This window comes from Tabrizicola sp. YIM 78059, from assembly GCF_004959785.1.
GTDB lineage: Bacteria > Pseudomonadota > Alphaproteobacteria > Rhodobacterales > Rhodobacteraceae > Tabrizicola > Tabrizicola caldifontis.
Map to the genome: position 1 here is coordinate 39,271 of NZ_SJZH01000008.1, position 22,389 is coordinate 61,659.

The 22,389-nt window shown below is 67.1% G+C and carries 21 protein-coding genes; 14 read left to right on the plus strand and 7 right to left on the minus strand.

The window, feature by feature from the left end:
• From EZM81_RS11660 to EZM81_RS11685, 6 genes are all read right to left on the minus strand, one after another.
• A complete protein-coding gene (locus tag EZM81_RS11660) occupies window positions 1–1,794 on the minus strand; it encodes a nickel-dependent hydrogenase large subunit (protein ID WP_136645834.1) in 1,794 nt (597 codons plus the stop codon).
• 3 nt (window positions 1,795–1,797) lie between these two features.
• Complete coding sequence (locus tag EZM81_RS11665; RefSeq protein WP_136645835.1) at window positions 1,798–2,883, minus strand: hydrogenase small subunit; 1,086 nt, start codon at window positions 2,881–2,883, stop codon at window positions 1,798–1,800.
• Window positions 2,884–3,073: 190 nt separating this feature from the next.
• A complete protein-coding gene (gene hypF, locus EZM81_RS11670) occupies window positions 3,074–5,308 on the minus strand; it encodes a carbamoyltransferase HypF (RefSeq protein ID WP_136645836.1) in 2,235 nt (744 codons plus the stop codon).
• 63 nt (window positions 5,309–5,371) lie between these two features.
• Window positions 5,372–6,784, minus strand: a complete 1,413-nt coding sequence (locus tag EZM81_RS11675) for a nickel-dependent hydrogenase large subunit (RefSeq protein ID WP_136645837.1) — start codon at window positions 6,782–6,784, stop codon at window positions 5,372–5,374.
• The gene (locus EZM81_RS11680; RefSeq protein ID WP_136645838.1) at window positions 6,781–7,767 is read right to left on the minus strand and encodes a HupU protein; all 987 of its coding nucleotides are present in this window, start codon (window positions 7,765–7,767) and stop codon (window positions 6,781–6,783) included. The genes EZM81_RS11675 and EZM81_RS11680 overlap by 4 nt, the downstream gene beginning before the upstream one ends.
• Window positions 7,764–9,092, minus strand: coding sequence for a sensor histidine kinase (locus EZM81_RS11685; protein ID WP_136645839.1), 1,329 nt, complete (start codon window positions 9,090–9,092; stop codon window positions 7,764–7,766). The genes EZM81_RS11680 and EZM81_RS11685 overlap by 4 nt, the downstream gene beginning before the upstream one ends.
• Window positions 9,093–9,378: 286 nt before the next feature.
• Here EZM81_RS11685 and EZM81_RS11690 point away from each other — a divergent pair, with 286 nt between their 5' ends.
• The 8 genes from EZM81_RS11690 (at window position 9,379) to hypB (ending at window position 14,811) form a co-directional block, all read left to right on the plus strand.
• Window positions 9,379–9,990, plus strand: coding sequence for a HyaD/HybD family hydrogenase maturation endopeptidase (locus tag EZM81_RS11690; RefSeq protein ID WP_248298207.1), 612 nt, complete (start codon window positions 9,379–9,381; stop codon window positions 9,988–9,990).
• A 235-nt stretch (window positions 9,991–10,225) separates the two neighbouring features.
• Window positions 10,226–10,546: a HypC/HybG/HupF family hydrogenase formation chaperone gene (locus EZM81_RS11695; protein ID WP_136645841.1), complete on the plus strand. Its 321-nt coding sequence runs from the start codon at window positions 10,226–10,228 to the stop codon at window positions 10,544–10,546.
• A 6-nt stretch (window positions 10,547–10,552) separates the two neighbouring features.
• Window positions 10,553–10,969 carry a hydrogenase accessory protein gene (locus EZM81_RS11700; protein ID WP_136645842.1) on the plus strand — a complete coding sequence of 139 codons (417 nt, stop codon included), beginning with the start codon at window positions 10,553–10,555 and terminating at the stop codon, window positions 10,967–10,969.
• A gap of 8 nt (window positions 10,970–10,977) precedes the next feature.
• Window positions 10,978–11,811 carry a hydrogenase expression/formation protein gene (locus tag EZM81_RS11705; protein WP_136645843.1) on the plus strand — a complete coding sequence of 278 codons (834 nt, stop codon included), beginning with the start codon at window positions 10,978–10,980 and terminating at the stop codon, window positions 11,809–11,811.
• Window positions 11,808–12,575, plus strand: a complete 768-nt coding sequence (hybE, locus tag EZM81_RS11710; protein ID WP_136645844.1) for a [NiFe]-hydrogenase assembly chaperone HybE — start codon at window positions 11,808–11,810, stop codon at window positions 12,573–12,575. Before EZM81_RS11705 ends, hybE begins: the two co-directional genes overlap by 4 nt.
• 130 nt (window positions 12,576–12,705) lie before the next feature.
• A complete protein-coding gene (locus EZM81_RS11715; protein ID WP_136645845.1) occupies window positions 12,706–13,593 on the plus strand; it encodes a HupK protein in 888 nt (295 codons plus the stop codon).
• Complete coding sequence (gene hypA, locus EZM81_RS11720; RefSeq protein ID WP_136645846.1) at window positions 13,586–13,927, plus strand: hydrogenase maturation nickel metallochaperone HypA; 342 nt, start codon at window positions 13,586–13,588, stop codon at window positions 13,925–13,927. Before EZM81_RS11715 ends, hypA begins: the two co-directional genes overlap by 8 nt.
• Entirely contained in the window at window positions 13,927–14,811 is an 885-nt protein-coding gene (gene hypB, locus EZM81_RS11725; RefSeq protein ID WP_136645847.1) for a hydrogenase nickel incorporation protein HypB, read from the plus strand. Before hypA ends, hypB begins: the two co-directional genes overlap by 1 nt.
• Before the next feature lie 14 nt (window positions 14,812–14,825).
• Here hypB and EZM81_RS11730 read toward each other — a convergent pair whose 3' ends face one another.
• Window positions 14,826–15,290, minus strand: coding sequence for a hypothetical protein (locus EZM81_RS11730; protein ID WP_136645848.1), 465 nt, complete (start codon window positions 15,288–15,290; stop codon window positions 14,826–14,828).
• Between the two features lie 77 nt (window positions 15,291–15,367).
• Between EZM81_RS11730 and EZM81_RS11735 the strand changes: the two genes are divergently transcribed.
• From EZM81_RS11735 to EZM81_RS11760, 6 genes are all read left to right on the plus strand, one after another.
• A complete protein-coding gene (locus tag EZM81_RS11735) occupies window positions 15,368–16,846 on the plus strand; it encodes a sigma-54 dependent transcriptional regulator (protein ID WP_136645849.1) in 1,479 nt (492 codons plus the stop codon).
• Window positions 16,847–16,850: 4 nt separating this feature from the next.
• On the plus strand, window positions 16,851–17,132 hold the full coding sequence (locus tag EZM81_RS11740; RefSeq protein ID WP_135450031.1) for a HypC/HybG/HupF family hydrogenase formation chaperone: 282 nt from the start codon (window positions 16,851–16,853) through the stop codon (window positions 17,130–17,132).
• A complete protein-coding gene (hypD, locus tag EZM81_RS11745) occupies window positions 17,129–18,265 on the plus strand; it encodes a hydrogenase formation protein HypD (RefSeq protein WP_136645850.1) in 1,137 nt (378 codons plus the stop codon). Before EZM81_RS11740 ends, hypD begins: the two co-directional genes overlap by 4 nt.
• The gene (gene hypE / locus EZM81_RS11750) at window positions 18,262–19,317 is read left to right on the plus strand and encodes a hydrogenase expression/formation protein HypE (protein ID WP_136645851.1); all 1,056 of its coding nucleotides are present in this window, start codon (window positions 18,262–18,264) and stop codon (window positions 19,315–19,317) included. The genes hypD and hypE overlap by 4 nt, the downstream gene beginning before the upstream one ends.
• A 361-nt stretch (window positions 19,318–19,678) precedes the next feature.
• The gene (locus EZM81_RS11755; RefSeq protein WP_136645852.1) at window positions 19,679–21,391 is read left to right on the plus strand and encodes a cation:proton antiporter; all 1,713 of its coding nucleotides are present in this window, start codon (window positions 19,679–19,681) and stop codon (window positions 21,389–21,391) included.
• Window positions 21,392–21,492: 101 nt separating this feature from the next.
• Window positions 21,493–22,356 (plus strand): PhnD/SsuA/transferrin family substrate-binding protein, encoded by an 864-nt coding sequence (locus EZM81_RS11760; protein ID WP_135449969.1) that lies wholly within the window; start codon window positions 21,493–21,495, stop codon window positions 22,354–22,356.
• The last annotated feature ends 33 nt before the right edge of the window (window positions 22,357–22,389 follow it).

Consider the following 22,389-nt stretch of genomic DNA (forward strand, 5'->3'; position numbering starts at 1 on the left):
TCAGCGGACCTTGACCCGGGTCAGTTCCTGACCGTCGGGCGACATGACATGGGTCGAACATGCCAGACAGGGATCGAAGCTGTGAAGCGTGCGCAGGATCTCGACCGGCTCTTCGGGGCGCTCCATCTTCGTTTCCATCAGGCTGGCCTCGAAAGCGCCTATATTTCCGGCAGAATCACGAGGGCTGCCGTTCCAGGTGGTCGGCACGACGCACTGGTAATTGTCGATCCGGCCGTCCTTGATCTTCACCCAATGCCCCAGGGCACCGCGCGGGGCTTCGGTCATGCCCACACCCCTGGCCTCTTTCGGCCAGGTGGACGGATCCCATTTTGCAATGTTCGCAGTGCTTTCATCGCCATTCCTGATGTTTTGCACGAGCTTGTTGAAGAAATGCTTCTGCAGCCGCGCACAGTATTCCGCCTCCAGCGCCCGCGCCGCCGTGCGGCCCAGGGTCGAGAACAGCGCCGAGACCGGCAGGTTCATCGTCCGCAACAGGCCCTCGACCTGGTTCCGGATGTCCTCGTGCCCCTTGGCATAGCCCACGACATAGCGGGCCAGGGGGCCCACCTCCATCGCGTGACCCCGCCAGCGCGGCGCCTTGATCCAGCTGTATTTCGCCGCCTCGTCGATTTCCTGAATGTCGGTGCGACTGCCCTTGGTCGCGGCGCCAAGCTCGAACTTAGGGCTTGTGACCCCGTCCCACGGGTGCAGCCCCTTGCCCGGCTCGCCATAGTCGTACCACGAATGATCGACGAATTCCTGCACCTGTTCGGGGTCGCGCACATCGACATCCTGAACCTCGTTCAGGTTGCCGTTGATGATCGCGCCGCGCGGCAGATGCAGCTGCTCCGGGCTGAAATCATTGGCGTTTTCGGGAATGTCGCCATAGGCCAGCACCGACTTGCCGCTCAGGCCCCCGCCATAGAGCCAGTCCTTGTAGAAGCCGCCGATCGCCACCACGTCGGGCAGATAGACGTTGCGGACAAAGGTCAGGCACTGGTCGATGATGCTGCTGACGTGGTTCAGCCGCTCCATGTTGATCGCGCCGACCGCCCCGGTGGAATGGACGTTGATCGGGCAGGGCACGCCGCCGACCAGCCAGTTCGGATGCGGATTCTTGCCGCCGAAGATCGTGTGGATCTTCACGATCTCCTTCTGCAGATCCAGCGCCTCCAGGTAATGGGTCGTGGCCATCAGGTCGGCCTCGGGCGGCAGCTTGTAGGCCGGGTTATCCCAGTAGCCGTTCTTGAAGATGCCCAGCTGACCGCTTTCGACGAATGCCTTCAGCCGGTTCTGCACATCGCGGAAATAGCCGGGCGACGACAGCGGATGCGAAGGGCTGACCGCCTGCTGCAGTTCGGATGTCGCTTTAGGATCGGCCCGCAAGGCATTGACAGGGTTTACCCAATCCAGCGCATGCAGGTGGTAGAAATGCACGACATGGTCATGGATCTGCAGGTTCAGCTGCATCATGTTGCGGATCGAGTTCGCGTTCTCGGGGATGGTGATCCCCAAGGCATCCTCGACCGCGCGCACCGATGTCAGCGCATGCGTGCCCGTGCAGACGCCGCAGATCCGTTCGGTGAAGGCCCAGGCGTCGCGCGGGTCGCGGCCCTTCAGGATCACCTCCAGCCCGCGCCACATCGTGCCGGTGGAGACCGCGTTGCGGATGATCCCCTGATCGTCCACGTTCACCTCGCAGCGCATGTGGCCCTCGATCCGGGTCACCGGGTCCACCACGATCCGCTTGCCGGAGGTGTCCAGCGCAAAGCCGTTAGGCGTGTTGATCGTCATGACCTATCCCTCCACCCTGTCCTGGCTTTTCTTCTGCGCCCGCTTCAGCGCCGAAATCGCGGCATGCACCGCCACCGCGCCGCCGACGACCCCGGCGGCGGTCATTCCCACCTTGTCGGCGTTCGCCTCGACCCCGAACTGTTTGATGTTGGTCAACCGGTCGTAGAATGTGCCCTGATCCCAGAACCCGTCCTCGGAACAGCCGATGCAGCCATGGCCCGACTGGATCGGGAAGCTGACGCCCTCGTTCCATCCGACGGTCGAACAGGCGTTGTAGGTCGTCGGCCCCTTGCAGCCCATCTTGTACAGGCAGAAACCCTTGCGCGCGTTTTCGTCGTCCCAGTGCTCGACGAACTGGCCGGCGTCGAAATGCGGGCGACGATAGCATTTGTCATGGATGCGCTGGCCGTAGAACATTGCCGGACGGCCTTGGCGGTCCAGTTCGGGCAGGCGGTCGAAAGTCAGCATGTAGGTGATGACTCCGGTCATCACCTCGGCAATCGGCGGGCAGCCGGGGATCTTGATGATCGGCTTGTCCGTGATGACCTTGTGGACCGGCGTGGCCTGCGTCGGGTTGGGTTTGGCCGCCTGCACGCAGCCGTAAGAGGCGCAGGCGCCCCAGGCGATCACCGCCTTCGCGCCTTCTGCGGCGCGCTTCAGCTTGTCCACGAAGGGCTTGCCGCCGACGATGCAGAACATCCCGTCCTCGTTCAGGGGCGGGTTCCCCTCGACGGCAAGAATGTAATTGCCCCGGTGCGTCTCCATAGCCTCTTCCATCGCAGCCTCGGCCGCATGGCCCGCTGCCGCCATCAGGACATGGCTGTAATCCAGGCTGATCATCGACAGCACCACATCCTTGGCCAAGGGATGCGCGCCGCGGATGAAGCTTTCCGAACAGCAGGTACATTCCAGCCCGTTGACCCAGATGACGGGAGTGCGCGGCTTCGTTTCCATCGCATGAGCGATCTTCGGAACGAAGGCCGGGCCAAGGCCCAGCGCGCTTGCCGTCAGCGCACAGTATTTCAGGAAACTGCGCCGGGTGATCCCCTGCCGGCGCATGACCTCGTAGAAGGTTTCGATCTGGCTCAAGACTGGCACCTCCCTTGTCTTTTCGGGGGCACGCGCCCCTATCCTGTCTCAGGGAAGCAGGGTGTGCTGCGGCATACAAAGGAAACTTCCCGTAGCAGGTGCCTTCTTTTCCCTGTTGATTTTCAGCACCTTGCGGGCGGCTCGCATCAATCGGGCCGGTTGCGGCCTTTCCGGCGGGCGCCGATGCCGGTCAGATGCTTTCCGCCTCGGCAAGCGCCTGTGCCGCGGCGATCACCGCCTGCCCCAGCGCAAGCCCGCCGTCATTCGCGGGCGTCAGCCGGTGGGTCAGCACCGGCACCTCGCCCAGCGCACGAAGCGTCAGATCCAGCAACAACGCATTCTGGAAACAACCGCCCGACAGCGCGACGGCCCGCGCTTCTCCTGTTTCCACCAACGCGCGCGCGGCCCGCGCGAAGGCCCGCGCAAGGCCCGCATGAAAACGCCAGGCCAACACGGCCCGCGTCGTGCCGGCCGCCAGTGCCGCCTGCACCGGGGCCCAGATCGCCGCAGGGTCGATCTTCCCGTCCACAAGGGCGAATGGCAGACCATCGCCCGCCTCATCGGCCGTTGCCTCCAGCCGCATCGCTGCCTCGCCCTCGTGGCTGATGCCGCCCGGACAGATCCCCAGCACCGCCGCGAAGGCATCGAACAGCCGCCCGGCACTGGTCGACATGGGCGCGTTCACCCCAGCAGCCACCGCCTGCCGCAACAGATCGCGCGGCTGGCCGGGAAACAGCGCATCCGCCCAGGAGGAAAGCCCCGCCTGATCCAGCCGCACAAGCGCATTCCGCCACGGCTCGCGCGCCGCCCGGTCGCCTCCCGGCAGAGGTGCCGGCACAAGCCAGGCCCGCCGCTCGAAACCCCGGTAATCGCCCAGCAGAAGTTCGCCGCCCCAGATCGTGCCGTCGGGGCCTAGACCGGCACCGTCCAACACGATGCCCGCCACCCGTCCACCGTCAAGCGGCCAGAGGTTTTCGGCAAGGCAGGCCGCCAGATGGGCATGGTGATGGAACACCTCTGCGACCTGCATACCCATGGCACGACCTTCCTGCGAGGCGCGATAGCCGGGATGGGCATCCACCGCCACCAGGGCGGGGCGATGATCGAACAGCGCAGTGTAGTCGGCTACCGCCTTGCCGAATTCCTCGGCACACAGGGCATCGTCCAGATCGCCCAGATGGTGGCCAAGCAGTGCCTCGCCATTCTTGACCAGGCAGATCGCCCCTTTCATCTGCCCACCCAGCGCCAGCACCTGCGGGCAGCCCTCGAAGCCGGCCGGCAGGGGCAGCGTGCCAGGCACGCGTCCCCGCGCCCGGCGCAGGACCATGGGAGGACTTGCGCGCTCTACGCTGTCGTCCAGACGGCGGGCGATCGCCCGGTCGTGCATGAGGAAGGCATCCGCAAAGGCCGAAAGCTTGGCCCGCGCCTCGTCGTTGTCCACCACCTGCGGCTCGCCCGACAGGTTGCCACTGGTCATCACCAGCACGCCCCCGAAGGCATCGCACAAAAGGTGATGCAAAGGTGTATAGGGCAGCATCACCCCAAGGTTGGCCATGCCCGGAGCGACGTCTTCCGGCAGCACCCGGCGTGACGGCACAAGCACGATCGGCGCAGCCGCGTCGCACAACAGGTCCAGATCGGGCTGGGACAGCACCGCCACCCGGTCCAAGGCAGCCACGTGCCCCATCAGCGCAAAAGGTTTCGTCGGCCGGTGCTTGCGCGCCCGCAGCCGCGCCAACGCCGCCGTATCGGTCGCATCGCAGGCCAGATGGAACCCGCCCAGACCCTTGACCGCCAGCACCTCGCCCGCCCTCAGCCGCGCAACCGCCAGCGCCACCGGATCGCCCGGCACTTCGGCGCCTGCCACCTCCAGCCAGAGGCGGGGGCCGCAGGCCGGACAGGCCACCGGCTGCGCGTGAAAGCGGCGGTCGGCAGGATCGACATATTCAGCCCGGCATTCGGGGCACATCGGGAAGGCCGCCATCGTGGTTTGCGCGCGGTCGTAGGGCAAATCCTTCAGGATGGTGAAACGCGGTCCGCAATGGGTGCAGTTGGTGAAGGCATAGGAACGTCGTCGCCCATCAGCCCGGATTTCGGCAGCACAGTCGGGGCAGGTCGCGGCATCCGGCGTCACCCGGGTCTCGGCCCCCTTGCCCCGGCTTTCGGCAATCTCGAACCCCTCGGGCAGGTCGCCCGCGAAGGGGGACACCTCCACCGCATCGACCCGGGCGAGTTTCGGCGCCCGGGCGGAAATCGCCGCGACGAAGGCATCAATGCCCGTCCCGGCGGCTTCGATCCCGACGCCCTGTGCATCGTTCCAGACCCGACCGCGCAACCCGAACTCGTGCGCGAGCTGCCAGATGAAGGGCCGGAACCCGACCCCCTGCACCTGTCCCCGAACCCTGACCGCAACCGCCTCTGGCACTTGCTCCTTACCCAAATACTCCACGGGGGTCCGGGGGTGTGCCCCCCGGTCCGTGGCTTCCTGTCAATGCACCGTGCAGACCATGCAGGGATCGAAGCTGCGCACCACATGCTGCACCGACAGCGGCACATCGCCCGCCACCTCCAGCCCCACCAGCGCCGCCTCCAGCGGCCCGGGCACGCCCGAGCCATCGCGCGGCGAAAAATTCCATGTCGTTGGTGCGATGATCTGATAGCCCGCGATGCGGCCCCCCTCGATCCGCAGCCAGTGGCCCAGCGACCCGCGCGCAGCCTCGACCAGCCCCGCGCCCTCTCCCTGCCGGGGAAGCTGGCCCCGCGCCATGTATCCCGCCCCCGGCACGATCCCGGCGATCAGTCGTTCCATCACCTCCTGTGTCCGTGCGATTTCCAGCAGCCGCCCCGTCACCCGCGCCAGCACACCGCCGCCGGCCAGAGCCCGCGCCAGGGGATGCCCGTCCACCACCTGCCGCGCAAGTGCGCCGACCTCGACAGTCTGGCCGGCCAGTCGCGGCGCCTTGCACCAGCTGTAGGCCGGGGATGCCATCGACTCGTCCGGCTCGGTCCGGCCTTCACGCGGATGCGCCGTGGCGCCCTTCATCCAGGCATGGCTCAGATCCTCGGCGATCGCGGCTTCGTCCAGGGGGCGCAGCTTCCCGTCCCAGACGCCGCGCGCAAGGACTGGCCCGGTCGCCAGCGGATAGGCCCCGAAGGACATGTAGCGCCCCGACCCGCCGCCCATCCGCTCCAGCCCCAGATCGGCGGCGATTTCCAGGAAAAGGCCCACGTCGCCCCGCCCCCAGGCCAGCAGGTCATCAACAGTCGCCAGCGCCGCGAAAGCGCCCAGCGAGCCACCGAACAGCACCTCCTCAAGATAGCGGCGGAAGGCGCGCAAGGTTGCCGCCAGCCGTGCCTTTTCCCGCACCCCCGGCGCGCGCGTCACCCCCCCGGGCTGGATCGCCAGCGTATGCGGCCATTTCCCGGCCAGAAGCCCCATGACGTGCAGCAGCTCGGCACGCGCCTGCACCGCACGGCGCTGTGCACTACCCTCCATTGCCGTGAACCGCTCGACCGCCCGCTCGTGCCATGGGCGTCCGGCATATTCGGGGCGGGCGAAATCCGGCATGAAGAACAGGTGGAAATGCGTCAGGTGATCCGCCACGTTCTCGGCCGCATGGATCAAGGCTGCCATCGCCGCACCGGCGGGCGCGGGCACCAGCCCCATCGCCGCGGCCAGTGCCTGCGCCGCCGCCGCCGACTGGCTGACCGAACAGATGCCGCAGATGCGCGGCGTTATCACCAGCGCATCGCGCGGATCGCGCCCCTCCAGCATCCGCTCGAACCCGCGAAAGAGCGGCGCATTGACCCGCGCCTCGGCCACCCGGCCATCTACCACGTCCAGCGTCACTTCCAGATCGCCCTCGACCCGGTTGAACGGGCCCATCACCAGCCGCGTCATTTCGGCCTGCGCAAGGTGGGCGGCACCACCACCCGGTCGGCCCGCGCGTTCCGCCCGATCCGCTCGGGCGTGGCAGCCTTCGACAGCGAGGCCAGCGCCATGAACCAGGCCTTGGGCATGTCGGTCGGCAGGCCAACCGGGATGCCTGCGATCTTCGGGGTTTCCACGAAGGCATGCGCCGGATCCTCGAAGCGCGGCGCGGTGCAGTTGATGCACGGGTATCCGCCCCGGGTGCAGGATCCTTCCCCGTTCCACGGCCGGATGTTGCAGTCGCCCACGGCCTGTGTGCCGATGCAGCCCAGGTTCTCCATCATGCAGCCGATTTCCGACAGTTCGCGCGCGCTGGCCTTGTATTCGTAGAACTCGTTCTTCGGGCAGCCGTGATGTACCAGATGGTCGGCAAAGAACCGGGGCCGCCCCATCCCGTCCAGCGCCACCGCCTCACCCGAAGCAAGCAGCATCAGCGTCTCCAGCACCCAGCCCGGATGCGTGGGGCAGCCCGCGACATTGATGACCGGCCTACCCGCGCGCGACCGCCAGCCCTCGGCCAACAGCCCCCCGGGATGGGCGCCATCATAGTGCAGCCCCACCGCATCGGTCGGATTGCCCCCCGCCGCAGTCACCCCGCCATAGGCCGCGCATGATCCCACAGCCACCACATGGCCCGCGACCGGCGCCAGTCGGGCGACCCAGGCCATGACGCTGTCGCCCGTCCCCGAAAGCATCTGGAACCGCCCGGTTCCTGCCGGGCCTCGGGAAATCGCGCCCTCGACACACAGGATGTCCAGGAGAACCCTTCCTGCCGCCACATCCTCCAGCAGCGCCCGCGCCTCGGCCCCCGTCTCCACCGACAGCGCCGGGTGCCACAACAGCCGGATCCCGGCATCCTCCAGCGTTTCGATCAGGTCGGGGCTTTCGGCGCACAGCAGCGACATTGTGCAGCCGCCGCAGCCCGAGGCCTGAAGCCAAAGGACGTTGGTCATGCGCCCCCCTCGGCCCGCGGCAGGTACAGACGGAAACAAGCGCCAGGACCCGCATCGCACAGGGTCAGCGTGCCGCCATGTTCCTCGGAGATCTTGTGGCTGATCGACAGGCCCAGTCCGGTGCCACGCCCGACCGGCTTGGTGGTGAAGAAGGGGTCAAAGATCGCCGGCCGCAGCGCCTCTGGCACGCCGGGTCCGTTGTCGGAAACGGTCAGAACCGCGCGGTCGCCGTCGGGACGCACGGTCAGGCGGATCGCTGCGCCCGCCTGACCTTCCAGCGCATCGACCGCGTTCTGAACCAGGTTCATCACCACCTGCTGCACATGCCCGGGCCGGCCCAGCACCTGCACCGGCTCGGTCTCGATCGTCAGCACCACAGGCTGTTTCATCCCCCGCATCACCCATTCCGCCGCCGTGCGCGCGGTCTGCGCGAGGTCAAAGACCACCGCCACCCCCGACCCGTCCGAAGAGAGCCGCCGCAGATCCTCCACGATATCGCGCACCCGCTCGGCGCCTTCCCTTGCGCCTTCGATGGCCGTGCGCAGGTTCGCCACCTCGCGGTCAAGGCGCAACTCCTGCCGTAGCGCGATCAGTTCCTCGCGGCTCGCCCCCTCCTGCACACGCGCGAAGTAGGTCTCGAACTTGCCTGCATAGCGCTCCAGCGCATGCGCATTGGCATAGACAAAGCTGATCGGGTTGTTCAGTTCATGCGCCACTCCGGCCAGAAGCCGCCCGAGGCTGGCCAGCTTCTCGTTGCGCACCAGTTGGGCCTGCGCCGTCTTCAGCGCGTCATGGCTTTCTGACAGTTCGGCATAGGCCTTGCGCAAGGCGCCCAAGGGTCGGCCGGTCAGCACGAACCCATCCACCCGGCCACGGTCGTCCAGCCTGGGCGCGACCCAAAGGTCCAGCGGCTCCACTCCGCCCGCAGCAAGCAGCTCGGCCTCGACCTGCGCCCCCTTGCGGCTGTCGCGCACGCGCGCCAGCGTCGCCTCCACCGCCTCGCGGGCCGCTTCGGCGAACAGCCCCACCAGCGGCCGCCCGCCCAGCGCCGCCTCGCCCGCCCCGGTCAGCGCCTCGACCGACCGGCTGACCCGCGCGACCCGCGCCCCGCGGTCTGCCACGATCAGCACATCGGACACCGAGGACAGGATCGCCGTGAGGAAGGTCCGCATCTCCTGCAACTCGGCATTCTGGCGTTCCAGTTGCTCCTGATAGCTGACCAGATCGGCATAGGTCCGGTCCATCGCGGACAACACCTCGACCCAGGCGTCGTCCGAGAATTTCGCGGGGCTGTCGGAACCCGGGGGGTGCGGATGAGTGGCCATGAAACGAATCTAGTCTTGCTGCCGCATCCTGAGAAGCAGGAATGGCACAGTCCAGGCCCACAGGGCCGAACGGAAGCAAGCCTTCCGACTTCCAGCCAAAATGGACATCTTCTTTCCAATTTTTTCCGGACCCAGGCAAGCCATACCCCTGCTTTCGCCTGCAATTCCAACCGTTTACCGCCAATTTTGCCCAGATCTGGCTTTCCCCGCGTCAAGCCCTGCAAACCCTGCTTTCACTTGGAAAGACAACTGCAAGCCATTCGACCAGCCAAGAGGGGGGAAGCCAGTGTCGATCCGCATCCTGATTCTCGGTATCGGCAATGTCCTCTGGGCGGATGAGGGCTTCGGCGTCCGCTGCGTGGAGGCCATGGCCGAAACCCACGCACTGCCCCCGAACGTGCGGCTTCTCGACGGCGGCACCCAGGGCCTCTACCTCCTACCCTTCCTGGAAGACACCGACGCGCTTCTGGTCTTCGACGCCATCGACTATGGCCTGCCCCCGGGCACTCTGAAGGTGGTCACGAACGACGAGGTTCCCGCCTTCATGGGCGCCAAGAAGATGAGCCTGCATCAGACCGGCTTTCAGGACGTGATCGCCACAGCCACGCTGATGGGCTACCGCCCGCGCGACATGGTGCTGATCGGCTGCCAGCCGGCGGAGCTGGACGATTACGGCGGCGGCCTGCGCCCGGAAATCGCCGCACGGATCCCCGAGGCCCTGTGCCTCGCCCGCGAAACGCTTGCCCGCTGGGGCGTGACGGTTTCGGACGGTCGCACCGCCAGCGACCTTCTGGCCAACCCCGCGATCCGCCAGGCCGCTTACGAACAGGGTCGCCCCTCGGCGGCCGAAGCCTGCCGAACCGGCGACGCCCGCTTCTTTCCGGGGCAACGGCCGTGACGCGCCGCGCCGCTTTCTCTCTGCCCAAGTATCCCCACCGGAGGCAGGACCGAGCCGGTTGCGCCGCGGGCGCAGAGGCGAGACACCGGCTCGCACCGCAAGGCGCACCATCCGAGATACCGCCCGATGTGCGCACCTACCGGCGCGTGGCTGCGCCTTTCACCCGCGTGCGGAAGGGATGCGAAGAAAGCATTCCCGGCGAGGCTCCGCATGGCTGCCACAGGGAAACCGGCTGATGTGTGTCGGCCTTCCCCTGCGCCTCGCCGCGCGCGACGGCATCGTCGGCACCACCCTGGACGGCGAAAGGGTGGAAACCGTCGATCTCTCCCTCATCCCCGAGGCGCAGCCGGGGGACTGGCTTCTCACCTTCCTCGGCACCGCCCGCGCCATCCTGCCCGAGGACGAGGCGCTGAAGATCCGTGCCGCCCTTCAGGGCCTGGCTTCGCTGATGCAGGGGGGCACGCTCGGCGACGCCTTCGCCGACCTCGAGGCACGACCGCCCCGGCTCCCCCCCCATCTCCAGACCGCTCACGCCGCAGGCGAGACGAAAGGCTGATACCCCATGCACGACCACGCCCCGCCCATCCTGCCCCCGGCACCTGCAATCCATCCCCTGATCGCACGGCTGGAAACCGAACACCGCTATCCCCGCCTGGCAACACCACAGGCGCTGTGCGAGCATCTGGCCCGCCCCGGTCTGCACTGCCTCTTCATCCCCGGCGACCCGCGCCGCAACCTCGAAACCGCCGACGCCGCCGTGATCCTGCCCGAATTGGCGCAGACCTTTCAGCACCGCTTCGATTGCGCACTGATCGACGACGCCATCGAGGCCGCCGTGCGTGAACAGCATCGCGCACTCAAGACGCCTGGGCTTCTCTTCTTCCACGGCCCCCGCTTCCTTGGCGCGATCGAAAAGGTCCGCGACTGGTCCGACTACCTCGCCCGCATCACCCACATCCTGTCGCACGAAACCGCCTGAGGCCCTGCATGGTCAGCCCATTCACCCTTCCGCCCATGGGCTTCGGCCCCGGATCGCAGCCGCTGCCCGACGATAGGTTGCAGTATATCGCCCTGCCTTCGGGCATGCGCACCTACGAACCCCGCCTCCCCAGGGCCGAAGACCCCGCCGCACTGGCCGAGGCGTTGGCCTTCCTTGCTGCCCTCGCCGCGGCAGCAGACCGCGTGGCTACCGGCGCGGCGGCAGAGGAATTCGACCTTGCCCCCCTTTCGCCCGAGGCCCGCATCGTGGTTGCCGATGCACTGGGCCAGGGGGAGGTCAGCATGAAGCTGCGCGGAAAGCCGGCGATATTGGTACAGGAAAGCGTCTTTGCCGGCGTCTGGTTGCTGGCCGGCGCAACGATCGACCGGGTAGAGATCGCGCCTGCCCCCGCGCTTGCGCTCTCTCGCGCCCATGTGCCGCACCGCCCCGCCCTGGGCCCGCGCACGGCGCGAGTGCCCGGCCTTGCGAATGCGCCCGCCCTGCTGGCCGAACTGACCGACAGATCCGCCACCCACCCGGCGGGCGGTCCACCGCATGTCATCAACCTTTCCCTGCTGCCGCATACGCCTGAAGACCTCGCCTGGCTTGACACCGCGCTGGGTGAAGGCGCGGTCAGCATCCTGTCGCGCGGTTATGGCAATTGCCGGATCACCGCGACCGCCCTGCCGCGCGTCTGGAAGGTGCAGTTCTTCAACTCGATGGACACGTTGATCCTCGACACCTACGAGGTCACCGCCCTGCCCGAGGTCGCCCTTGCCGCGGATGTGGACCTCGCGGACAGCGCGCAGCGCCTGCGCGCCGTGATCGAGGCGATCCGATGATCGCGCCCGGCTTCGAAGGCAGCTTCCTCGGCGCGGCCGACAAGATCAGCCCGCTTGCGGTGATGGAATGCAAGATCTGCTGGACGCCCTATGACCCGGCACAGGGCGACGAGACGCGCCAGATCGACCCCGGAACCCCGTTCCTCGACCTGCCCGGGGACTGGACCTGCCCCGGCTGCTCTGCCCCGAAGGCGCAGTTCCTGGTCCGCGACGACCCTGGCGCGGCGACAGCCCCGATCCTTGCCGAGATGGACCGCCGCACACGCGCGCTGGTTGCCGACTTCACCGAGATCCTGAACGGCAGGATGCGCGACCTGCCGATGGTCAACCGCGCGCTCCATGTGCAGGCGGTGGACTTCCGCCCCTGGGAAGGCGGCTTCCTTGGCGTCCTTGTCGCGCCCTGGTTCATGAACCTCGTCTTCCTTCCGCCCGCCGACCGCCCTGCAATGGCCCCGACGCAAAGGGAGGTCATCGCCTTCCCCTCGGGGGACTACGAATTCCTTCACAATGCACGCGAGTTGACCGGCCCCTACCTTGCCTGCTCGCTGTTCTCGCCCATGGCAGAGTTCATCAGCCAGTTACAGGCTGTCGAGGTCGCCCGGGCGGTGATGGCTGAACTATTCAAGCCCGAGAACCGCGCTGAAACCGACCGCGCCGCCGAAATCCGCGCTGCACGCGAGGCCGCCCTCGCCCCCGCGCCGGATAACGCACCCGACGCCGCCCCCTCCCGTCGAAGGCTCATCACCGGGGGCCTCGGGCAATGATCCGGCGCCATGCTCGCACCTTCGCCACGCCCACTCCGCCGGGCATCCGCCTCTCCCCGCCTTTGGGAGAAAGGGGAAAGGCGGGCATTCCCGGCCTGCGGCCCTTCCGCCCGACAGGCGAGGCCGGCCCATGACCCTCTCGGCCGCCAGTGTCACCCTCGGCCCCGTACCCGGCATCAGTGCGGGCCCAGCCCTGCCGGTCGAGGCGCTGGTGATCGGAAAGCCCGTCGCCATGGCGGCCGACCTTCTGCCGCAGCTTTTCAACCTGTGCCGCGGGGCGCAGGCGATGGCGGCACGGCTGTCGCTGGGTTTGCCGGCAACCGATGATCCGCGCGCCGAGATACTGCGCGACCACCGGCTGAAACTCTGCGTCATGCTTCCCCGCGCCTTCGGCCTGGACCCGATCCCGCTGCCAGCACCGACGCGGCCCCACCAGCCGTTGGCCTTGCCCGGGGCGATGGACGCCGCCGCCCTTCTGGGCCCCGAGGGGCTGCCCGACATGCCATCGCGCCTTGCGGGCCCGCTTGCCCCCCTTTTCCACCGGGTCGCCGCCACCTTCCCTCCCGGCATGGCGACCTGCGCAGCGCTGCCATTGCCGTCTGCCCCGCTGGCGGACGGCGCCTTCGAGAATTCGCCCGCCGGGCGACAGTCGCACCATCCGCTACTGCGCCGCATCGAACAGACCCATGGCCGCGGGCCGCTCTGGCGTCTGGCCGGTCTGATGGCCGACCTCGAGGCTGTCAGCCACAACCGTCTGCCCGCCCCGGCCCTTTCCGCCGATGGCACCGCCACGGTCCCGGCCGCGCGCGGCATCTATGCCCTGCGGGTGACGCAGCGCGATGGCGTCGTTACCGGACTTTGCCGCCGCACGCCGACCGACCACCAGCTGGCCCCGGGCGGGGCGCTTCTGCAATCTCTGGCCAACCTTCCTGCGACCCATCGCGCGCTTGCGCCAAAGGTGATTGCGCTTCACGATCCCTGCATCCCCGTCACCGTCCGGGAGGCAGAACATGCATGAGATGAGCCTTGCCGAAGGCATCCGCGACATCGTGCAGGACCAGGCCCGCGCGCATGGCTTTACTCGAGTAACCGTCCTCAGGCTGGAAATCGGCCGCTTCGCCGGGGTGGAGAAACCCGCGCTGGAATTCGCCTTCGACGTCGTGATGCGGGGCAGCCCCGCCGAGGGCGCCCGGTTGGAGATGATCGACCTGCCTGGCCGGGCACTGTGCTACGACTGCCGCATGACCGTCGAGATCGCCGACCGCTTCGACCCTTGCCCGCTGTGCGGAGGCGGCCGGCTTCTTCCCGCAGGTGGCGACGAGATGCGGATCAAGGACATGGAGGTGGCGTGATGTGTACGGTCTGCGGATGTTCCGACCTGGTGACGGCAGACGGCAAGGTGATGACCCACGACGAAGCGCACCGGCTGGGCCTTGCCCATTCCCATGCCCCCGCCTTCCAGCCCGAGGCAGTGTCTCTGCCCTTCCCGCATGTGCAGGCAACCGCCGCCCCGCACCACGGCAACCGTCACCACTACGGCACCGGGCCGGCCGGTGTCTCGGTTCCCGGCATGTCCCAGGCCCGGCTGATCGAGGTTGAGACCTCGATCCTGGCCAAGAACGATGCCATTGCTGCCGCCAACCGCCGCGTGCTGAAAGCGCTTGGCGTCCTGGCGCTGAACCTTGTCTCCAGCCCCGGCTCGGGGAAGACGACGCTGCTGTGCAGGACCATCGAGGAACTGGGGGATGTCCCCCTTGCGGTGATCGAGGGCGACCAGCAGACCAGTGCAGACGCCGACCGGATCCGCGCGACCGGCGCCCGGGCGATCCAGATCAATACCGGCAAGGGCTGCCACCTGGACGCGCAGATGGTGGGACACGCGATCGACGACCTGCGCCCCCGCCCGAACAGCTATCTTTTCATCGAGAACGTGGGCAACCTTGTCTGCCCTGCTGCCTTCGACCTGGGCGAGGACGCCAAGGTGGCGATCCTGTCGGTCACCGAAGGCGAGGACAAGCCCCTGAAATACCCCGACATGTTCACTGCGGCACAGCTGGCGATCCTGACCAAGCTCGACCTCGCGCCACACTGCGACGCAGATCTTGCCGCCTACGAGGCGAACTTGCGCCGCGTGAACCCCGCCATTCACGTCCTGCGCCTGTCCACCCGAAGCGGCGAAGGGATGCAGGACTGGCTGGACTGGCTGCGCGCCCGGCTGGCGGAGAAGGCAGCATGACCGCCCGCCCGGATTCAGGGGTTGGTCGCGCCCTCGACGGCCGGGGCCTCGACCGGCGCGGCCAGCGCCTCCAGTTCCGCGCGCAGTTCGGCCACCTGGTCGGCCAGGGCGGCCTTGTCGGCCTCCAGCGTGGCAACCTGCCCGGCCAGCACCTCGTTGCCCGATTCAAGGGCCGTGGCCTTTTCCGTCAGAGCGGCCAGCTCGGCCTCGAGCGCAGCCACCTTTTCGGCCAGTGCCGTCTTTTCGGCTTCCACGGCGGCACTGGCCTCCGAGACCGCCTGCGCCGCCGCATCGATCTGGCCCTGCAAGGCAGCCACTTCCGCGCTCAGCGCGGCCTTCTCGGCCTCAAGTCCCGCGATGGCCTCGCCTCGTGCGGCAAGTTCCGCCTGAAGCCCCGCGACCTGCCGGCCGGACTGATACGCGAAGAAGCCCAGGATCGCGACGGCCGCCACCAGAATGGCAAGGATCAGATTGCGCATGGTCTTGTCCCCCCTCTTTGCGCAGACCCTAGCGACATCGACCGGCACCGCACAACCCTTTCCGAAGGGCCAAGGCCATGACCGCACCCCGGCCCACCGTCCTGCTTGTCGATGACGAACCCCATTCGCTGGCCGCCATGCGCATGGCACTGGAGGATGAATTCCACTGCATCACCGCCGGCGACGCCGAGACCGCCGCCCGCTGGATGGAGGAAGAATGGGTCCAGGTCGTGATCTGCGATCAGCGCATGCCGGGGCGGACGGGGGTGGAGCTGCTGACCGAGCTGCGCGAACGCTGGCCCGATGCCGTCCGCATCATCATCACCGGCTACACCGACCCCGCCGCGATGCAGGCCGCGATCAATGATGCCGGCATCCATCAGTTCCTGACCAAGCCCTGGCACCCCGAACAGCTGCTGATGGCCGCTCGCAACGGTGCCCGCCTCTTCCAGCTTGCCCGAGACAACGAACGCCTGGCACTCGAGATGCGCTTCCTGGCGTCATCGGCCCAGACAAGGCTGGACAAACGCCGCGCCGCCCTGCGCGATGGCCTCGGGTTCGAATCGATCCTGCGCAGCCCGCAAAGCCCGATGAACATCACGGTCGAAGCCGCGCGCCACTATGCCAGCTTCGACATCCCCGTGCTTCTGACCGGAGAACCCGGCACCGGCCGCGGTCGGCTCGCCAGGGCGATGCACCTGTCCAGCCTGCGGTCGGACCGCCCCTTTCATGCCCTGTCTCTGGCCGGACTGCCCGACGATCTTGCCCTGATCGAACTGTTCGGCGCCAAACGCGGCGTGCTCCCGGGCGGGGTCAACCGAATAGGCCTTGCCCAGAAGGCCGACCGCGGAACCTTGTTCATCGAGGGCATCGAACATGCCAGCGCCGCACTTCAGCTTGCCCTATGGCGGCTGGTGGATGAAGGCAGCTTCTCGCCCGTCGGAGGACAGGAGACGCTGACCACCAACCTTCGCCTTATCGTCGGGGCGGGCGCCGACCTTGCCCGCGCGGTCGCCGAGGGCAGGTTCCGCCCCGATCTGCATTATGCATTGTCTGTCGCCGAACTGAACTTGCCCCCCCTGCGCGCGCGCCGTGGCGACGTGGCGATCCTGGCGCAGAGCTTTCTTGACGATCTCGCTGCGCGCCACGGCAAGGCTGCCCACGGCTTTACCCCCGAGGCACTGGAATTCCTTGAAAACTGGGACTGGCCGGGGAACCTGCGGGAACTGCGCAACGAGATCACCCGGATGCTGGTCTTTGCCCGTGGCCCGATGCTTGGCGCCGAACTGATCAGCCGGCCGATCCTTCAGGCCCCGCCTTCGGACAGCGGCGCCGACCGCACGGCCGAGGCAGTGCTGACCTCCAGCGGCACGCTCAAGGACCGGACCGACCTGATGGAGATGCGCATCCTTCGTGAAACGCTTACCCGCCATCGCTGGAACAAGTCGCGCGCAGCGGTGGAACTGGGCCTCAGCCGCGTCGGCCTGCGGGCGAAGCTCGACCGCTATGGCATCTCCGATCCCTCGGGCCGCGCCCATGAAGAAGAGGAAGACTGACCCCATGTGCCTCGGTATCCCCGGCCGCATCATGGCCATCACCGACCCTGAACGCCAGATGGCCATGGCCGAGGTCTCGGGCGTCCGACGCGAGGTGAACGTCGCCTGCGTCGCGGGCAGCGACCTTTCCGCCCTTGTCGGCCAATGGGCGCTGATTCATGTCGGCTTCGCCATGTCGATCATCGACGAGGAAGAGGCCGAAAAGACCCTTCAGGCGCTACGCGACCTTGGAGAGGCGCAGGAAACCCTCGACCAGATCGCCGCCAGCCAGGAGGCGCTGCAATGAAGTTTGCCAGTGAATTCCGCGACCCAGCCGCGGCACGCGCGCTTCTGTCCGCCGTTGCCGCAAAGGCCGAGGCCATTGGCGCCTCCCGGGCCAATCCGGTCCGCATCATGGAAATCTGCGGCGGCCATACGCATTCGATCTTTCGCTACGGCCTGGACAAGCTGATCCATGAAGGGGTGGAGTTCATCCACGGCCCCGGCTGCCCGGTTTGCGTCCTGCCTATGGCCCGGGTTGATGAATGCGTCGAAATCGCCGAACGCCCCGGTGTGATCTTCACCACCTTCGGCGATGCAATGCGCGTGCCCGGCCATCGGAAATCACTCATGCAGGCAAAGGCCGACGGCGCCGACATCCGCATGGTCTATTCCCCGCTCGACGCGCTTGAACTCGCCCGCCGCAACCCCGACCGCCAGGTCGTCTTCTTCGGCCTCGGCTTCGAGACGACGACCCCCTCCACCGCCCTGTCCATCCAGCAGGCCGCGCGCGAGGGGGTGACGAACTTCTCGGTCTTCTGCAACCATATCACTGTGCCCGAGCCGATCAGGGCGCTGCTCGACGACCCCGACATGCTGCTCGACGGCTTCATCGGCCCTGGCCATGTGTCGATGGTCATCGGTATCCGGCCTTATGACTTCATCGCGCGGGACTATGGCAAGCCCATCGTCGTGGCCGGCTTCGAACCCACGGATCTGCTGCAATCCGTCCTCATGCTCCTGACACAGATCGCCGAAGGCCGGGCGCAGGTTGAAAACCAGTACGCCCGCGTCGTGCCGGAACATGGCAACCCGGTCTCGCTCGCCGCCATCGCGGATGTCTACGAACGCCGCCCAAGCTTCGAATGGCGCGGCCTGGGCGAGATCGATGCCTCCGGCCTGCGGATCCGCGCCAGATACGCCGCCTTCGATGCGGAAGAAAAGTTCGGCATCGGCTACGGCGCTGCCAGCCGGAATCACCCCGAAACCCCGGGCTGCGCCTGCGGCCAGGTGATGACCGGCAAACTGAGACCCACAGGGTGCCCCCAGTTCGGCACGGGCTGCACCCCCGACAAGCCGCTCGGCGCGCTCATGGTCTCCTCGGAAGGCGCCTGCGCGGCCTACTGGCAATATGCCGGAGCAAGGGTCGCCGCCCAATGACCGCCGCCCCACCCCAGACGTTTCGCAGAAGATTCGTCCGCGAAAGCCACGTCACGATCGCCCACGGCGGCGGCGGCAGCGCCATGCGCGACCTGATCGATCAGGTCTTCACCAGCGTCTTCCAGCCCCCGGGCAACGAGGACCAGGCCCGCCTGATGACCGCAGCACTTCAGGAACCGGGTGCGCGCCTCGCCTTCACCACCGACAGCTTCGTGGTGACACCGCTCGAATTTCCCGGTGGCGACATCGGCAAGCTGGCGGTCTGCGGCACGGTCAACGACCTTGCCGTAGGGGGCGCGCGGCCTCTCTGGCTCTCGGCCGCCTTCGTGATCGAGGAAGGCTGCGAGATCGCGCTCCTCCGCCGGATCGTCGCCACCATGGCGCACGAGGCAGAACGCGCGGGTGTCCGCATCGTCACAGGCGACACCAAGGTGGTCGAGCGCGGCAAAGGCGACGGGGTCTTCATCACTACCGCCGGGATCGGGGTGATCCCGCCGGGCATCGACATCGGCGCCGCGAAGATCCGCCCCGGCGACGTTGCCATCGTCAACGGTGTCCTCGGCGACCATGGTGCCGCCATCCTTGCCGCGCGCGGCGACCTGGCACTTTCGACCGACCTGCAATCCGACTGCGCCGCGCTCGGCCATCTGATGCAGGCCGCCCTGACCGCCGCCCCCGGCATCACCGCCGCTCGCGACTGCACCCGCGGCGGGCTGGCAAGCGCCCTGAACGAAATGGCAGCCGAAGCCGGCCTTGCCGTCGAGATCGAGGAAACCCGCCTTCCCCTTCGCCCCGAAGTGGTGGGCGTCTGCGAGATCCTGGGCCTGGACCCGCTTTACCTCGCCAATGAGGGTCGCCTCGTTCTCTTCTGCCCGCCCGATCAGGCCGAGGCCGCGCTCGCCGCGATGCACGCCATGCCCGAAGGCGCAGGAGCCGCAATCATCGGACGCGCGCAGGCGGGTCAGCCCGGCCGCGTCACCCTGCGCACGGCTTTCGGCGGCGCGCGAATCGTGGACATGCTGGTGGGCGAACAGTTGCCGCGCATCTGCTGACAGCCGTGCGTGATGCGGGATCTTGAAGGTTCCGCTGCGGAGCCTGTCAGGCTTCGATCGGACTGATCGGATCTTCCGGCGATTCGTGACCAGGGGTTGACGGTCTGTCAGCCTGCGACAGCTGAAGACGCGGTGAGGACAGGCAGACGACGCAACGAACTGACCCAGACAGGGTTTGAAGGCAAGAAACCACTTGCCCGCCAACCCTGGCAGTTCTGCCTGCCATCAAAGCCCTTGCGCTTGCCCTGCGTCATGCCGCCATGTCCCCCCGATCCGGCGAAACCGCTGTGCGACAATTCCCCTTCCCCGCGCCCTGCCCTAAGCTGACCGCAAATCCACCGACCCGCCACCGAAGAGTCCGATGCCGATGCTGACCCCGTTCACCGAACTCGCGCTTCTTCTGATGCTGGCCGCCGGCCTTGGCACCCTGGGCCTCATGCTGCGTCAGCCGCTGATCGTGGCCTTTATCGCAGTGGGCCTGCTTGCCGGTCCCTCGGCGTTGGACATCGTCAAGGCAGACGAACAGATCGCGCTTCTGTCCGAACTGGGTATCGCGGTCCTTCTGTTCCTTGTCGGCATCAAGCTGGACATCAAGCTGATCCGTTCGCTCGGCATCGTCTCCATCGTCACCGGCCTGGGTCAGGTCGTCTTCACGGCCTTCTTCGGCTACCTGATCGGTCTGGCTCTTGGCCTTGGCCATGTTACCAGCCTGTATGTCGCGGTCGCGCTTACGTTTTCCTCGACCATCATCATCGTCAAGCTGCTGTCGGACAAACGCGAGATCGACGCGCTGCACGGCCAGATCGCACTGGGCTTCCTGATCGTGCAGGATCTGGTGGTGGTCCTGGCCATGGTGGTCTTGTCGGCCATCGGCATCGGCGCCGGCGACCATGGGCATGGCGGGTCGGTCATCACTGTCCTTGGAGCGGGAATTGCGCTGGTGGCGGCGGTCATCCTCTTCGTCCGCTACGCCGCGACACCCCTGACCGAGCGGCTGGCCCATGCACCGGAATTGCTGGTGATCTTCGCAATCGCCCTTGCCGCCGCGATTGCGGCCATCGGTGACGCGGTAGGACTGGGAAAGGAGGTCGGTGGCCTTCTGGCCGGCGTCGCGCTTGCCTCAACCCCCTACCGCGAGACCATCGCTGCGCGGCTGGCCCCCTTGCGCGACTTCCTGCTGCTGTTCTTCTTCATCGGCCTCGGCGCCACGCTGGACCTGACGCTTCTGGGTAGCCACGTCACCGGCGCGGTGATCTTTTCGCTGTTCGTTCTTATCGGTAACCCGCTGATCGTTCTCATCATCATGGGCGCCATGGGCTATCGGAAACGTACCGGGTTTCTCGCTGGCCTGACCGTGGCGCAGATTTCGGAATTCTCACTGATCTTCGTCGCGATGGGTGTTTCGCTTGGCCATGTGGCAGAGGATGCGCTGGGGCTGGTCACCATGGTCGGCCTGGTGACCATTGCCGCATCGACATACATGATCACCTTTTCGCATCAGCTCTACCTGGTGTTCGAACCCTGGCTCGGGGTCTTCGAACGCAAGGGCACCCCGCGCGAACCCCATGAAGGCGCGCCGCAGGCCCAAGCGGGCTATCCGGTCATCCTGTTCGGTCTCGGCCGCTTCGGCACCGCCATCGCGCTGCGCCTGAAGGCGCGCAACATCCGGGTGCTTGGGGTGGATTTCAACCCGCAGGCGGTGCGCCGGGCGCGTGCCCTGGGAATCGATGCCGAGTTCGGCGACGGCACCGATCCCGAATTCGTCGCCACCCTGCCCTTGTCCCGCGCAGACTGGCTGGCTTCGTCGGTGCCTGTCCATGTCACCGGCGTCAGTCACGACGATGCCAGGTTCACGCTGATCCAGCTGACCCGGGCCGCGGGCTTCGAGGGAAGGGTCGCGGTGACGTCGCACAACCCGTCCGAAACCGAGGCGCTGACCCGGGCCGGCGCCGACCTGGTGCTGGAACCGTTCCAGGACGCTGCCGACCGCGCTGTGGAGCTGCTGTGCGGGGCGCAGGCCGAAGCGCGGACCGAGATCCCCGAGATCGCATCGGAAGGTCGAGCGGCGGGCTGACCACACGTCCGTTCGTTGCAAATCTGTGATGCTGTGGTCGTCCGGCCGTCATGCTGGGGTGTTAGGGGCTGCCCCGTCACTTCAGCAACGGACCTGCAACCATGACCAAGCTTCTTGCACCCGCTCTTCTTGCCGCCAGCCTGCTGGCCGCCCCCGCCCTGGCCCAGGACACGATCCGCTTCGCCGTGACCGACATCGACGGGCTAGAGGCGCTGCAGCGCGAAATGGGGCCGTTCAAGGACGCCTTCGAGGCAGCCTCGGGCCTGAAGGTCGAGTTCTTCCCGGTCTCGGGCCGCACGGTCGCGGTCGAGGCGATGGCCGCCGATCAGGTCGATTTCGTGCTGACCGGCCCGGCGGAATACGTTGTCTTCAACGCGCGGCTCGACGCCCAGCCGGTCGTGACCTTCAAGCGACCCGACTATTACTCGACCGTGGTCGTGCTGGACGACAGCCCGATCAGGACGCCAGAGGATCTGAAGGGCCAGAAGATTTCGTTCGGCGAGATCGGCTCTACCTCGCAGCACCTGGGTCCGGTGGATCTGCTGGCCAAGGCAGGGCTGGGCTATGCCGTCGATTATGAGCCCGTCTTCCTGAACCGCAACGTCGCGATCGAGGCATTGGTGGCTGGCGAGATCGCCGGCATCGGCGTGAACCGCACGCATATCGAAAGCTTCGCCAAGAAGTTCCCCGATGTGAAGCTGCGCGTCCTGCTCAAGGGCGAGCAGCTGCCGGACGACATCCTGCTGGCCTCGGCCAAGGTAGCGCCCGAAGTGGTCGAGACGGTGCGCAAGACATTTGCGGAACAGGGCGAGGCGCTGCTCGCCGCCGTGACCTCGGTAGAAGAGAACGCCAAGTACGTTGGCGGCAGCTTCGATGCCGGTGTCACCGATGCCGACTATGACGTGGTCCGCAAGATGTACCAGAACATCGGCATCACCGAATTCACGCAGTTCATCGGCCAGTAATCCGCCGATGAACGCGCCCGTCCTACCTGCCCG